This is a genomic window from Chitinophaga arvensicola, assembly GCF_900110835.1.
Lineage (GTDB): Bacteria > Bacteroidota > Bacteroidia > Chitinophagales > Chitinophagaceae > Chitinophaga > Chitinophaga arvensicola.
Genome location: NZ_FOJG01000001.1, coordinates 3,363,515 through 3,378,226, shown reverse-complemented (window position 1 = coordinate 3,378,226; position 14,712 = coordinate 3,363,515). Strand labels below are relative to the sequence as shown.

9 protein-coding genes are annotated in these 14,712 nt (G+C 46.7%); 6 read left to right on the top strand and 3 right to left on the bottom strand.

Annotated elements, in window-relative coordinates:
* The first annotated feature begins 123 nt into the window (after window positions 1-123).
* The 5 genes from BMW79_RS13990 to BMW79_RS13970 all read left to right on the top strand — a co-directional run bounded on the left by BMW79_RS13990 (window position 124) and on the right by BMW79_RS13970 (window position 8,420).
* Window positions 124-678, top strand: coding sequence for an RNA polymerase sigma-70 factor (locus BMW79_RS13990; protein ID WP_177192163.1), 555 nt, complete (start codon window positions 124-126; stop codon window positions 676-678).
* A gap of 87 nt (window positions 679-765) precedes the next feature.
* Window positions 766-1,827, top strand: a complete 1,062-nt coding sequence (locus BMW79_RS13985) for a FecR family protein (protein ID WP_089895714.1) — start codon at window positions 766-768, stop codon at window positions 1,825-1,827.
* Window positions 1,828-2,110: 283 nt separating this feature from the next.
* Window positions 2,111-5,287, top strand: coding sequence for a TonB-dependent receptor (locus BMW79_RS13980; RefSeq protein WP_177192162.1), 3,177 nt, complete (start codon window positions 2,111-2,113; stop codon window positions 5,285-5,287).
* A 17-nt stretch (window positions 5,288-5,304) separates the two neighbouring features.
* Complete coding sequence (locus BMW79_RS13975) at window positions 5,305-6,912, top strand: RagB/SusD family nutrient uptake outer membrane protein (protein WP_089895710.1); 1,608 nt, start codon at window positions 5,305-5,307, stop codon at window positions 6,910-6,912.
* A gap of 53 nt (window positions 6,913-6,965) precedes the next feature.
* The gene (locus BMW79_RS13970) at window positions 6,966-8,420 is read left to right on the top strand and encodes a glycoside hydrolase family 18 protein (RefSeq protein WP_143059155.1); all 1,455 of its coding nucleotides are present in this window, start codon (window positions 6,966-6,968) and stop codon (window positions 8,418-8,420) included.
* Between the two features lie 48 nt (window positions 8,421-8,468).
* On the opposite strand, the gene BMW79_RS13965 is transcribed toward BMW79_RS13970, so the two are convergent.
* Together BMW79_RS13965 and BMW79_RS13960 are read right to left on the bottom strand one after the other, a co-directional pair.
* Window positions 8,469-9,311, bottom strand: coding sequence for a hypothetical protein (locus BMW79_RS13965; protein ID WP_143059154.1), 843 nt, complete (start codon window positions 9,309-9,311; stop codon window positions 8,469-8,471).
* A gap of 84 nt (window positions 9,312-9,395) precedes the next feature.
* Window positions 9,396-10,544, bottom strand: a complete 1,149-nt coding sequence (locus BMW79_RS13960) for a TlpA family protein disulfide reductase (RefSeq protein ID WP_177192161.1) — start codon at window positions 10,542-10,544, stop codon at window positions 9,396-9,398.
* Between the two features lie 259 nt (window positions 10,545-10,803).
* On the opposite strand from BMW79_RS13960, the gene BMW79_RS13955 reads away from it, so the two are divergent.
* Complete coding sequence (locus BMW79_RS13955; protein WP_089895702.1) at window positions 10,804-13,365, top strand: TonB-dependent receptor; 2,562 nt, start codon at window positions 10,804-10,806, stop codon at window positions 13,363-13,365.
* A gap of 71 nt (window positions 13,366-13,436) precedes the next feature.
* Here the strand turns inward: BMW79_RS13955 and BMW79_RS13950 are convergent, their stop codons facing one another.
* Window positions 13,437-14,699: an MBL fold metallo-hydrolase gene (locus BMW79_RS13950; protein WP_089895699.1), complete on the bottom strand. Its 1,263-nt coding sequence runs from the start codon at window positions 14,697-14,699 to the stop codon at window positions 13,437-13,439.
* Between the last annotated feature and the right edge of the window lie 13 nt (window positions 14,700-14,712).

Below are 14,712 nucleotides of genomic sequence, written 5' to 3'. Positions count from 1 at the left end.
TGTGTACTGAATACACACTCTCCGGGTACCGGCGTGTTGTTAAAAAAACATTTAAATCAGCTAATATCCCGTTAGTTTAAGTTCTCACCAATCGTTAGCTTTAGCCATTAAACCGGCCAGATATTGGATGTATCTCTGTTGATTCCGCGAATAGTGAATAGTGATGAGCAGGCATTCCGCCAGTTCTTTCACCTGTATAGTGACCGGCTGTTCAGATTTGCCAATACTATTTTACAGGTTCCTCAGGAAGCAGAAGAAGTAGTATCAGATGTGTTCTTCAATATATGGCAACGCCGGGAAAACCTCGGCGCAGTAAAAAATATCAATACCTACCTCTATTCTGCCGTTAGAAATACCGCTTTAAATTATCTCAAAAAAAGAAACCCGCTGGCATCTGCCGCCACGATTGAAGAGATCGATACTCCACAGGAACTCACCGTTATATCTCCCGATAAACAACTGATCAGCAAAGAAAACCTGGAAGCCATCGCGCGCGTGATCAACAACCTGCCGCCAGCCTGCCGGATGATCTTTAAACTGGTAAAAGAAGATGGCCTGAAATACCAGGAAGCAGCGGATATTCTGCAGTTGTCCATCAACACCGTCAACGTACAAATGGGTATTGCCCTGAAGAAAATCAGCCAGCAGATAAAAATCGGTCAGTATATAGACCTCTAACTACGCTCCAATTTTTTTTATTCCCTTTAGTAGGATTTCCCTTTCCGGGTTGTCTTATATACAACGCTCATTCATAAACTGTAACAATTGGAAGCAAATTCAAGGGTATGGAAGCTGATCGCCAGGAAAATATCGGGAGAACTGGACAGGATGGAAACAGAAGAACTGGATCGCCTGCTGGCAGCCGACCCGGAGCTGGCGGCTAAAGTGCTGGCCATGCAACAGGCCACAGTATCCACCAGCGGCGCTATTCCTGCTGACCGGAAAGAACAGATGCTCCAGCATATACTCCACCAGCAACAACCGGCAGAAATACCTCCAACGCCAGTACGAAAACTCCATCAGCGATGGTATTGGGCGGCAGCTATATTCCTGGGGCTGATAGTAGCCGGCTCCCTTTATTTTTTCCAGTCGCAGCAACGGGTTAACTGGAGCATTGTACAGGCAAAGCCGGGCACCCGCAGCAATGTAGTGCTGCCCGATGGCACCACCGTGACCTTGAATGCAGGCAGCGAACTGGCCTACCCTACTGATTTTATGAATAGTAACCGGCAAGTGAAGCTGACAGGAGAAGGCTATTTCCAGGTAGCCAAAAATGCGGATCGTCCTTTTATTATTCATACTGCTACGGTAGATGTAAAAGTGCTTGGCACTGTATTTAACCTGAGAGCGTATCCCAATGAATCCAAAACCGAAACAGCCCTCATCAGTGGTGCGGTGGAAGTAACTATCCACCGGCAAAAAGACAATAAAATATTATTAAAACCAGGCGAAAAAGTGGAAGTGGATAACCAGCTGACTACGGTAACGACTACCCGGTCCGGCACGCCGGCAACGGCAACTGCAGCCACCCACACAAAGCCCGACATCAGGATAGGCCCGCTGGTAAAAGATCCGGTGGATCAACAGGTGCAGGAAACTGCCTGGCTGGAATACAAACTGATTTTCAGAGAAGAAACATTTGAACAACTGGCCGCACAAATAGAACGGGCGTACAATGTAAAAATAATATTCCAGGATGATGCCATCAAAATGGCCAGCTTCTCCGGGAAAGTAAAAGATGAATCTGTTACAGAACTATTAAATATCCTGCAAGCCACGAAACATTTCAATTATAAAACAGTAGCCGGTCAAATTATTATCTATTAACAACCAATAATCTATTCACAGAATTTATTCGTCATGCTATGAATCAATCAACACGCTATGGCCACCGTCTGTGGCGGGACTTTAGCTAGCACCCTCCTCCGGTAAAAAGAAAAAACGGGAAATGCAGCCACATTCCCCGTTTCGTCAAGTAAAGGGAAATCTTTAACAAAAAGAGGTTTCAGGATTTCCTATTGTCTGAACTCAACACAACTAAATTATGAAATTATCTGCACTTACAGGTAGGTTTATTGGTATGATTCCAATCAAACTATTGATTAAAGTTATGAAGCTAACTACTTTTCTGATACTGGTTTTCCTACAGGTTTCCGCGACCGGTTATTCGCAGAAAAAACTACGGGTCAATTTCTCCAATATCACACTGGGCCGACTTGTGGAATACATGGAATCCAACTCCAGGTACCGTTTCTTTTACAACAACGACGAAATAGACGCCCGGAAAATGATCACCGTAAAATTCGACAGCGCCACCATCAAAGACCTGGTCGCCTACATGACCCGGCAAATGAACCTGCACTATGTGGAGAAAAGCAACCAGGTGATTGTGATCACGAAAGATCCGGTGGCACCTTCCATTTCCGGTATACAGGCGCCTTCAGATACCATGCGGCTACGTGGAAGAGTGTACAACCGCAAAGAACCGCCTGTTCCCCTGCCGGGAGTAAGTGTAGTGATCAAGGGTACCACCCGGGGCGTAGCCACCGACAATGACGGTTTCTTCGATATCAAGGTAGAACCCGGACAAACACTGGTGTTTTCCTATACCGGTTTCCTGCCCTTCGAATACCATATCAACAACCGCCAAAGCAACCTGACTGTATCGCTGGAAGAAAATGTGAGCGGGTTAAACGAAGTAGTGGTGACCGGTTTCTCTGAACAGAAAGTAAAACACCTGGCCAGCTCCGTGGGTACCGTGAACCTGAGCAACCTGAATAACAAACCGATTACGCAGTTGTCGCAGGCCCTGCAGGGCGGCGTTACCGGCATTGCCGTATCACAGGGTTCCGGCCTTCCCGGCGGTGATGCTGCGGCTATTAAAATCAGGGGCGTAGGTACTTTCCTTGGATCGCAGCCACTGATCCTGGTAGACGGAGTTCCCTTTGATATGGATAAGCTGGATCCTAACACCATAGAAAGCATCACCGTGCTGAAAGATGCTGCTGCCGCCTCCATCTATGGTGCCAGAGCCGGCAACGGGGTTATCCTGGTCACTACCAAACGCGGAAAGGCCGGCAAAGTAGACGTACAGTATAACGCATATGCCGGGGTACAATCTTCCAAATATATTCCCGATTTCGTAGATGCCCCTACTTATATGCGCATGATCAATGAAGCGCAAAGCAATAGCGGCGGCGATCCTATCTATACACCCGAAACAATCAGCGCCACCGAAAAGGGCGACGATCCTGTAAAATATCCGAATACCAGCTGGAACGACCTGGTATTCCGGAAAACAGCCAATATCACCAATCATAACCTCACGGTATCCGGTGGTAACAGCACCGCGCGGTTTCTCCTGAGCGCCAACTACCTGCAACAGGAAGGCATGATACAAAATTCCTCCTTCGGACGTGGCTCCGTTCGTGCCAATACCAGTGTGGATCTTCGTAAAAACATCGTGGTATACATGGATCTCTTTGCCTCCCGCGACCGTCAGACGGAGCCTTATTCCTGGGGATACGGCACTTCCAATATCATCGGATGGGCCTATAAAGCGCCTCCCAATGTGGCTGCCAAATTCCCTGAGAAACCAGAAAGACCCGGCTATACCTATTATGGCAATTTCAGCGAAAGCTCCAATCCAGTTGCCAACCTGGAAAAAGGCGGCATCACGGAAAAGCTGCGGGATGAAGTACTGATTAACCTTCGGCCAAAATGGGAATTGATTCCAGGATTAAGCCTCAAAGGCCAGTTCAGCTACCGGGTATCTTCCGGGGCAGATAAAAAAGACAGGGACAGCTATATATTCTTCGATTATTTTACCAACCAGAAAACCGGCAGGGATTACGACGTCGTGAAAATTGCAGGCCCTTCTGCCCGGTCCAGCTACTATTATGTAGGTAGTAACCTCGACTACGATAAAACATTCAACAATCACCGCGTAAACATCATTGCGGGCTATTCCAAAGAACTTACTAACGCCGACGCCTGGACGGAGAAAGGATTAATTTCCTATTTTGGTAAATTATACTACAGCTATGCCGATAAATACCTGGTAGAAGCAGGTATCCGGAGAGATGGCTCCTCCCTGTTTGCACCCGGTAAAAAATGGGGCAACTTTCCCTCGCTCGCGCTGGGATGGAACGTACACAATGAAAACCTCCTGAAAGAGATCCGCTTCCTGGATCAGTTTAAACTCCGCGCTTCCTACGGAAAACTGGGCAACAACAATATTGATCCTTATCAGTACCAGTCTACCATCAACACCGGCAGCGGCTCCGAAATTTCCTTTGCCAATCCGAACATCACCTGGGAAACGATCGGCATCATGGACCTGGGAACAGACCTGAGCTTCTTTAAAAACAAACTGGATATTACGTTCGACTGGTACAACAAAAAAACCACGAACCTGATTCTGAAGCCTGCCCCCACGCTTACTTCCGCCATCGGAAGCACGCCGATTAACATTGGTGAGATGAAAAATAACGGCTGGGAAATAAAAGCAGGATATAATGGAAAAATATCCCGTTCGCTCAGTTTCAGCATCAACGCAGGTTATTCCTATAACAAATCTACCCTGCTCAAAATTACGCCGAACCCATTGATAGAAGGGTCTACAATCCGCCAGGAAGGCTATTCTTTTGGTCAATACTATGGCTACAAAACACAGGGGCTGTTGCAACAGGGCGATGTGGAAAAAGGCGTTGCGATATTCAAAGGCCAGAAAGCCGGTGACATTCATTACCTCGATCAGAATAATGACGGTGTCATCGACGACAAAGACCGGGTGATGCTGGGCGCCCAGGATCCTTACAGTACTTATTTTGCCAACCTCTCTTTCCGCTATAAGAGTTTTGATTTTGAAGCACTGGTTACCGGCACAGGAAAAGTGCCGGTATTTTATTCCGGTCGTATTGCCTTACCCCTCAACGTAACCGGTGAAGGTGGTACGCCCATGAAATGGCACCAGGATTACTGGACACCGGAAAATCCCGGGGCCCGTTTCCCCCGCCTGCTCCCGTCGCCGGGCAGCAATGGCCTCACCTCCGATTTCTGGCAGGTAAACGGCGCCTATGCCAGGGTGAAATATATCCAGATAGGTTACAATTTCAACCCGGATCTGATCAGTCGTATCAAACTCACCAACCTGCGTATTTATTTCAATGCGCAGAATCCGTTCACCTTCTCCGATGTGAAAGTAATGGATCCGGAAAGCCGGGGCGATGAAAATACCTACCCTATCATGCGGGTATATACCGCCGGCTTAAATGTGAGATTCTAACCAAAAAATTCAAGATCATGAGAACATTCCTTTATTATACTTTATTTGCCGCCCTGCTGCTGACGGGCCTCAGCGGATGTGAAAAGAATTTCCTCGAACAGGATAATCCCACTGCCACCACCGATAACAAATGGTGGCAACTGGAATCGCAGCTGAAAGCCGCATTGAATGATATTTACAGCGGTCTTCCTTCCGGCACTTATTCCTATATGCCCGACGCGAGAATGCATATGGCCGGTATTACCGACGAAGCCATACATGCCGGCAACTTCGGCGACTGGCGCAACTATCCGCTCGGATTATCCAATAGCCAGACCGGCTCTGCCCGCGACCTGTATGCCCTTTATTATACCAATATCCGGAGAGCCTGCCGTTTCCTGGAGCACTATCAGACCGCCTATGTGGAAAATGCGGCATTTAAAACCCGGTACGCTTATGAAGCAAGAGCCGTGAGAGCCTGGTACCACCTGCAGCTGTTCCTGATGTACGGTCCTATTCCTATCGTGGATCACGCCTTGCTGCCAGCGGAATCTATGGCCGCCCGGAATTCAAAAGAAGAAGTGGTAAAATTTATTGCGACTGAACTGGATAGCTGTGCAGCCAATTTACCGGATCAATACGACAATGATGATGCCTGGCGTATGAGCAAAGGCGCCTGTTATGCCATGCAGTCGATTCTTTACATCAACGCGGGCGATTACCCTAATGCCGCTGTGGCCGCAAAAAAAGTGATAGACATGAAAGTCTATGAACTGCACCAGAGCAACAGCAGCACCAACAGCTATGTAGATCTGTTTTCCTATAATGGCCTGATCAACAAAGAGCGCATTCTTTTCAAACCCAGGGCACAGGTGGAAGTATTTTTCCGCAATGCGCCTAAAAGCCTGGGCTGCCAGGCTGCCACCAATCCTACCGCCGCCATCGTGAATACCTATGAAACCTTACAGGGGAAAACGATCCGGGAACTCGGCACCGATAGCTTCCTGGTGTATCAGAAAGATCCCGGGTTCAAAGGCAACCGCGATCCGCGCTTATTTGCTTCCGTGCTGCTGCCCGGCGATGTATTTGTAAACCGTAAACTGTTGCCGTTCGATCGCGCCACAGCAGGCAATCCTGATCTGATCGGTCAGCCGCAATCTACCGTCACCGGCTTCTGGATGAAAAAATACCTGGATCCAAAAGATGCCAGTTCTACTTACAGCGGCAACCTCAACTTTATGATTATCCGCTATGCAGAAGTTTTACTGAACTATGTAGAAGGATTGATTGAAAGCGGGCAGTCGCAAAACCCGGATGTACTGTTGTACCTGAATAAAATCCGGCAGCGGGCAGGCATGCCGGCAGTCAATGCTGCGGTGTATAACAACGCAGACAAACTCCGTGAACTTGTTCGCCGGGAACGCCAGGTAGAGCTGGCATTTGAAGGCCAGCGGATCTTTGATATCCGGAGATGGAAAATCGGTACCGTGCTCAATGGCCCGGTAGAAGGCGCCGTAGACCCTGCCACCGGTAAACCGGTAATTGTGGAAGAAAGAAAGTTCAACGCTGCAAAGGATTATCTCTGGCCTATTCCGTTAGATGAATTGAATGCAAATCCGAATATGGTACAAAATCCCAATTGGTAACCCTGAAAAATGCCTGGGGGAAAAGCTCCCGGGCATTTCCTAAAAATTCATTTATGAAAAACAGCTGTATCATACTGGCTTTCTGTATGGCGATGACCGCCTGTCAGAAGAATACCAATTCTGCTATCACACAGTTACCTAAAAATAAAAATATTGCCAGCTATAGCGGTCCTTCCACCCCGGTAGCATTGCCTGACTTCCTCATAGGCGGCTATCTTCCGTATTGGGGCATCGGCACTTACCAGGCCTACGCTTACGAGCATATTAATATGCTCTATCTGATCACCACTATCTCACAGAAAACGGTAACAGAAGAAAAAGGATTGATCTGGGGAGATAATGATGCATCGCCGACCGCTTATCAGCAACCACCGCTCGCAGATATCCTTAGTTTTGTGAGGTCAAAAAATCCGGATATAAGAATTGTACTTGCCTTATCCGATCTGCATAACAACGATGTGCAACGAGCAGCTACAGCAACACTCTTTAATAACACGAACAGGGCGCAAACTATTCAATACCTGATGCGGGCATATGTAGATTCTTTTCAACTCGATGGCATTGATATAGATTTTGAAGACAGCTCTTTAGACCCTGGCTTTATTGGCGCCAATTATCCTTTATTTATCCGCGACCTGGCAACAGCCCTGCATGATTCTACTGCAAGGGGAAGAAGAAAAATCTGCACCGTATCGCTGGCCATCGGTGACCACAGCCGCTCCAATATCAACCAGGATGTATATCAGAACGCCGACCTGTTGGGCATCCAGGATTATGGCCGCGAAAAGATGGACTATTTACAGGCAGAACCCAACCGCAACCTGGCTACGGTGTCTGATACCTGGGCGCAAAAAGTGAGCAAAAATAAGCTGGCTTTTGGTATCGGGCTTTGGTCACAATATGCCAATACAAGCGGCACCGGCGCAGGCGATGGAATGAGTTACGAAGCGCTGTTAAAACTTCAACCGGCAGATACCACTTTTACACCGTACCTGACCACTTATTTTAATGCACCGGGAAAGCCATCCGGCTATGTACAACGGTACAACAGCCTGTATGAAACCAGGCGTAAAGCTGAATACCTGAAAGCGCATCAGTTCAGGGGATTATTCACCTGGGATATCACGAAAGATGCAGTAGATAGTAATTACCGTCGTTATTCATTATTGAAGTTGCTGCACGAATGGAATACCAATCCCCTGCAATACAAACCCATTACCGGGTTTACGCGGCAGGATTATTACTCTTCTTCCCAAAGCATTGTGGGTGGCTTTCATTCGCTGACTGCATCATCTACCAACTGGGTGGGGATTTACGAATTAAACACGGGTAATTCCATCGGATACTATCAATACCTGGCTAACAGCAGCAGCGGTAGCTTTACTATTCCCGCCTCCGTGGTACAAACATTGACCACCAATAAGCTGTACATCCTCCGGTTCTATAATGGTGCAGGAGGAATCGGTCTTACCTTTCTTGGTACCAGTCATCCGTTTTACAAAATATAATTTTCATAAAACAGAAACGCCGGGAAATATTCCCGGCGTTTTGCCTGCCTATTTATTATACATCGGGCATCTCTTCAGCATGTAAAACAACGCATCCTTGTAGGAGGCTTCGCTGGACAGAATGGCCGTGCGGTGATTGTCAAATACTTTTTCGTTCTGACGGTTGTAGATCAACACAGACAATTCGTTTTCGTATGTTTTTTGTACCACCGTGCTCCCTGCTTTGTTCTGCCGGATACGGTCGTCATCTTTTGTAGCGGTTTTTGTTTCTGCAGATGCAATATTTTCCTTGCTGCTGCGCGACAATCCACCCTGTACAATAAACTCAGTGCCCAGTATTTTACACAGTTCATCAAACGTATATCCCTTGATGGTATTTTCATCAATCCCTTTTCTGATCAGCAAAGCATTGGTGGTTTGCGGATCCTGGAATTTGTAGATGCCATTACGTTTGCTGAGGAACGAATAAGTATCGTCCTGTAGTTTTTCTTTGGTGGCGTTGATCTGTTCCAACGCTTCTCCCACACTGCGATACTTGAAAGGCAATATGGCAATGAGGTTATCCACTTTTGGCGGATAGTCGTCGGATGCGGATTTAGCTACTGCCGGAGCTGTGATGAGTTCCGTTCTGCCGCTGGCAAAAATGATCTTCTGGATCTCTGTTTTCTTCAGGGAATACTCCAGCTTTTCTCCGCTGTGTACAAACAATACCACATCTGATCCTACACCATTTATTTTTCCATGTTTGGATTCCCCGTTCAGCATCAGGATGGTATCTTCTTTTTCAATAACATGCTTTGCAGCAACGGCCTTTTTTTGCGCCATCAAAGGGCTATGGTAGGTAATTAAAAGACATAGCAAGGTGCTTAACAGATTAACATACTGTTTCATGAGATCATTAAATGTTTTATGGTTACAAACAAGTAACGTCTCCCGGAGAAGGATACCCCTACGTACCTGAAAAATAAATTTATGCTACAATAACGAGTCCAGTGTAGCTGCTACTTTCTGTTCGAAATCATCGCCATACCCCACCAATACGCTGGCGATAGTGCCTTTCTTATCAATAAAGTAAAAGGTAGGAAACCCGGTGACATGATATTGCGCCTCCACATCAGCGGCATCAGTATAGATAGGATAACTGATATTATACTTTCCCCGGAATTTTGTGACAGATGATTTGCTGTCTCTGGAAGTCAGACTCACGAACTCCACATTTTTATACTTTTCGTGTAGCCTGTTCAGTGGTTTCAGGGACTGCATACAAGGCATGCAACCGATAAAGAAAAAATCGAGCAGTACTACCTTGCCTTTCAATTGGGACAACGATAGCTTTCTTCCGTCTGATGAGTATAATTCCCAGTCCGGCGCCACAGTGCCGGCGGCCAGTAAAACCGGCACAGGTGTCTGCACCAGGGGCAGATGGAAACCTTCCGGAACCGATACGGCGACAAGATCCTGCGGACTTTCCGTTAACTCATAATTTGTATAGCGGAACTCTAAATAATAATCGGTGATACCATCACCGGTATTGGCAGATCTCGAATTTGCCATGATCCTTACTGGTAGTCCGGACAGCTGATCTATAAAGATGTGTATGCGTGTATATAAATGTTCTTTATTAATAACGGTATCGTATGTATTAAGCACTACATGGGAACAGGGATGGGCATCGATCGTAGTATCAGCGGCCATTTCGGAAGGTTTTTTCTTCAGCAGGTTGCTGATCACTTTCAGATACCCTGGCAATGAGCCGGCAAAAGGATAGGGTTTTATTTTATCAATGGTATAGGTGCTGTCCTGGGGATGGAGTTCTGCCAGGTTTTTCCCGTTGTATACCGCTATATAAGGCAACGAATTACCGGGGTTCAGTGCTTCCATGCGGAAAAAATAACCAAAATTAGTATCGCCGGGCGCTTTCAGGAGCAGATCCTTGTGGATCGACACCATCGTGTCGTCGGTATATTCCCTTATCTTACTAACAAGTTGATACTTTAAGTGCTGGTAACTTCCTACCTTATCTATGGCCTTTTGTACCAAAGCAGCTTGTGCGTTTGCCTTTTCCCCGGATAAAATCAACAGGAGACAGATCAATAACTTTATGTAGTGTGCTAACTTTCTCATGATAACATTACGAATATTTCGTAAATCTACGGAACATTCGTAAATATCAAAATTGCCTTTAGTCTTCATGATATCGGCGTATAGCTGGTTAACCCGCTGATAACCACTCCCCTGGCGCTACTCATGATCTTAAAACCCGAATAGTTAAAAAAAATATAAAAGTTTTCCTTTTGAGTATTATATTTGTCCACTAAGTTAGTAGACTATGTAGACTACTGTAGCAACCAAATATCATCATATAACCTATATTATCATTATCATGAAAAGATTACTATCTCTGTTATTCCTCACGACCTTTGTGGTCAACGCCGCGATTGCACAAAAAGTAATTAAGGGCGTTGTAAAAGGCGAAGAAGGATCCCCCGTACCCGGCACAACTATCAGTTTGAAAGGCTCCACCAACCACGCTATTGCAGACAGCAAAGGAGAATTCAGTTTTCGTACCTATGCCCCGTTCCCCATTACCCTGGCTGTCAGCTCCATTGGTTTTGCTTCCCGTGAAGTGGAAGTGACCGAACAAAACCAGAACAACCTGGAAATCGTTCTCAAAATAGATAACCGCCAGATCAATGAAGTATCTGTTACGGCGCGCCGTCGTAATGAGAAGATCCAGAATGTACCTATCGCCATTTCAGTAATAAGAGGTGGCGTGATCGAGGACGCAGGCGCTTTTAACGTAAACAGGGTAAAAGAACTGATCCCCTCCGTACAGCTCTATTCCTCCAATCCACGTAACACTACGCTGAATATTCGCGGTCTTGGTTCCACCTTCGGACTAACTAACGATGGTATTGATCCTGGTGTTGGATTTTACCTGGACGGCGTGTATTATGCACGCCCTGCAGCCACCACCTTTGATTTTGTGGATGTAGAACAGATCGAGGTATTACGCGGTCCGCAAGGTACGCTGTTCGGTAAGAACACCACCGCAGGCGCCCTGAACATTACCACCCGTAAGCCCACCTTTGCTCCCAGTGCCAGCGCAGAAGTGAGTTATGGCAACTATGGATACATCCAGGCAAAAGCCTCTGTAAACGGTAAGATTGTCAATAAACTGGCCGGTAAAGTCTCCTTCTCCGGTACACAGCGCGACGGTACCATTTACAATGTATCTTCCCAACGGCATGTGAACGATATCAATAACATCGGTGCACGGGCTCAACTCCTCTACACAGCCTCTGAACGTGTGAACATCACCCTTATCGGCGATGCCTCCAAACAACGCCCCGAAGGATATGCACAGGTGATTGCAGGTGTGGTAAAAACACAGCGCCCCGCTTACCGTCAGTTTGATAACATCATCGCTGACCTCAAATATGAATTGCCCAGCCGCAACCCTTTCGACCGGTTAATCGATCATAACACCACCTGGCGCTCCGGTAACGACCAGGGTGGATTATCCGTGAACGTAGACGCCAGGATAGGCGGCGGTACCCTCACCGCTACTTCTGCCTGGCGCTATTGGAACTGGGATCCCTCCAACGACCGCGACTTTACCGGGTTATCAGTACTGTCTTTATCACAGGCTACTTCCAAACACCAGCAGTGGTCACAGGAAGTGCGCTATGCCGGTAACTTCTCTTCCAAACTGAGCGGCGTGATCGGTGTATTCGTTATCGGTCAGGATCTGAAAACAGATCCCGTACATATTGAGGAATCCGGCTCTGCACAATGGCGCTTCTCACAAACTACTACCAGCGAGTTATGGAAAACACCAGGACTGCTGGATGGATATGGTATCCGCACTACTTCCAGGTTGAAGACTGTCAGCGGCGCTGTATTCGGACAACTGGACTGGGCCATCACGGAAAAACTCCACGTACTCCCCGGTTTGCGTTATAACTACGATGATAAAAAACTGGATTTCAGCCGCAAAACATATGGTGGTCTGCAAACTAATGATGCTGCGTTGCTGGCGTTGAAAAACATCGTGTACACCGACCAGGTATTCTCTGCCAATACAGATAATACTAACCTGAGCGGCCAGTTGACCGTTGCATTCAAAGCCAATAATAATATCAATGCCTACGCCACTTACTCTACCAATTACAAACCGGTAGGCCTTAACCTCGGCGGACTTCCGACTGCCAGTGGAAAACCAATGCTGGAACTGGCAGAGATCAAACCGGAGTATGTACAGCATTTTGAAGTAGGTCTTAAAACAAGTCCTTCTGCCTCTTCTACCCTCAATCTCGCTATCTATAACACTGATATCAAAGATTTCCAGACACAAGTGCAAACCGCTGAACTGGGCGTAAACCGTGGTTACCTCGCCAATGCTGAAAAAGTACAGGTACGCGGCGTGGAACTGGATGGTAACATCCGTTTTGGTAACCACTTCTCTCTCTTTGGCGCTGTGTCTTATACAGACGGTAAATACAAATCCTTCAAAAATGCCCCGGTACCGCTGGAAGAAACCGGCGCTGCCAATGCCTTCAAAGACATTTCCGGCGGAAGATTACCCGGCATTTCCAAATGGGCGGCCAGCCTGGGTGGTGAAGCATCTGTTGGTGGAAAATTCCTGGGCCAGGGAGGAAGATACTTCGTGGCACTCGATGGATATTATCGCTCTGAATTCTCTTCCAGTCCCTCCCCTTCTCCTTACCTGAACATTGATGGCTACACGCTGGTAAACGGCAGGATTGGTTTCCGTGCAGCAAAGGGTGTATCAGTATTTGTATGGGGACGTAACCTGTTCAACAAAAACTACTTTGAGCAATTGCTTGTAGCTGCAGGTAACGCAGGACAATATGCCGCAGTATTAGGCGATCCCAGCACCTATGGTGTAACGATCCGCTATGTATTCAGCCCGTCCAATTAAATCTTTAAACGGCCATAAACGGGAACGCCGCTGCAGTTGCAGCGGCGTTCCCGTTTATCGTAAATGAAGAACTAGTACAAGCGACCTATGCGGCTGATACCTTTGATACCACTGTGTACTTCCACGCCTCTTTTAAGCGTATTGGCAGTAACGTCGTATTTAGCGATAAACCAACGGGCATCATCTGTTTTCAACACTACATACAAATCATTATTATTCTCGGTATAAGTATCCATGGTGTTCTGCACTTTACCAAGTCCGAAGCTGTTCAGGTCTTTGATCACCTTTTTATTACGTACATCTATAATATAGGATCCCAAAAAGGCCAGGCCATCTTTCAGGTAAGCATGATGATCGATACCTGCATAACTTCCCCAGCTGGCGATACTGCTGATATCTCCCAGATCTTTCAGGTCGTAGGCATAGGTAGGATCAATTTCAGTGGCGCCCTTTTTAATACGCAACAGACCATATTTTTTATCTTTACTGATAGTAGTAAAGTAGTAATCGCCGTTATCATCCGTAAAGCTGGAAGAACTGGCATACCAGGCACCGGATACGTGACCCAGGCGGGCGTCTTTCAGCAGCTTCACATTCGTCAAGGCCGGATAATCAAATGCCAGCATATAGGCAGTATCGATTTTTGTTACCCAGTCGTAGTAAAAACCAACAAAGGCTTTGCCATCTCGGATAGTAAAACTGGTGGGGGTTATGGCAATATCCTTTTTATCTAATTCCTTTCCGTCGTCACGATACAGCTTATAGGTAGGAACCGGGAACTTGATGGCATTTTTTGACTTCACGGTCATCGCACCGGTAGTATCTACGATGTAGAGATTCTTTTCAATGATATCTGTAGCCGGATCGTATTTTGCTTCCCAGCTCAGGAAATTCAATCCGCTACTATTAAAGACGGTCTTCATCATGCCCAGCTGCCAGGAGTCGGCACCGGCCACAATGTTCCCTATTTCCTTGTACTTACCGTTTACAATGCGTTGCTTGCTGATGATGTTTCCATCCTGTGTATAATAGAAATTGCCTCCGTTAAACGCACTGTAAATATCTACCCAGAAAGTAATATTATCCGGTTCTACGCCGGAGTTCACCGGGCTAAGCAGGGTATCTTTCATCAGATCTCCTGCGGTGAGTGTATAGTAATTTTCACTGCTGGAAGCATTTCCTACGGTCACAAAAATCGCATAAGCCTTAGGCGTTACCGGCGTTTCTGGTCCTTTATTATTGTCAGGCGTTTTGCTGCATGATTGTATTAACGGTACTGCGCATACGGTGGCGAGCAACATCGCTGATACGTTTTTCCAATTTAACTTTTTCATTTGCTTATTTTAT

Coding starts and splice junctions, on each gene's coding strand:
- BMW79_RS13980 (WP_177192162.1), top strand. CDS start 2,111: ATGAAGCTAACTACTTTTCTGATACTGGTTTTCCTACAGGTTTCCGCG.
- BMW79_RS13975 (WP_089895710.1), top strand. CDS start 5,305: ATGAGAACATTCCTTTATTATACTTTATTTGCCGCCCTGCTGCTGACG.
- BMW79_RS13970 (WP_143059155.1), top strand. CDS start 6,966: ATGAAAAACAGCTGTATCATACTGGCTTTCTGTATGGCGATGACCGCC.
- BMW79_RS13965 (WP_143059154.1), bottom strand. CDS start 9,311: ATGAAACAGTATGTTAATCTGTTAAGCACCTTGCTATGTCTTTTAATT.
- BMW79_RS13960 (WP_177192161.1), bottom strand. CDS start 10,544: ATGAGAAAGTTAGCACACTACATAAAGTTATTGATCTGTCTCCTGTTG.
- BMW79_RS13955 (WP_089895702.1), top strand. CDS start 10,804: ATGAAAAGATTACTATCTCTGTTATTCCTCACGACCTTTGTGGTCAAC.
- BMW79_RS13950 (WP_089895699.1), bottom strand. CDS start 14,699: ATGAAAAAGTTAAATTGGAAAAACGTATCAGCGATGTTGCTCGCCACC.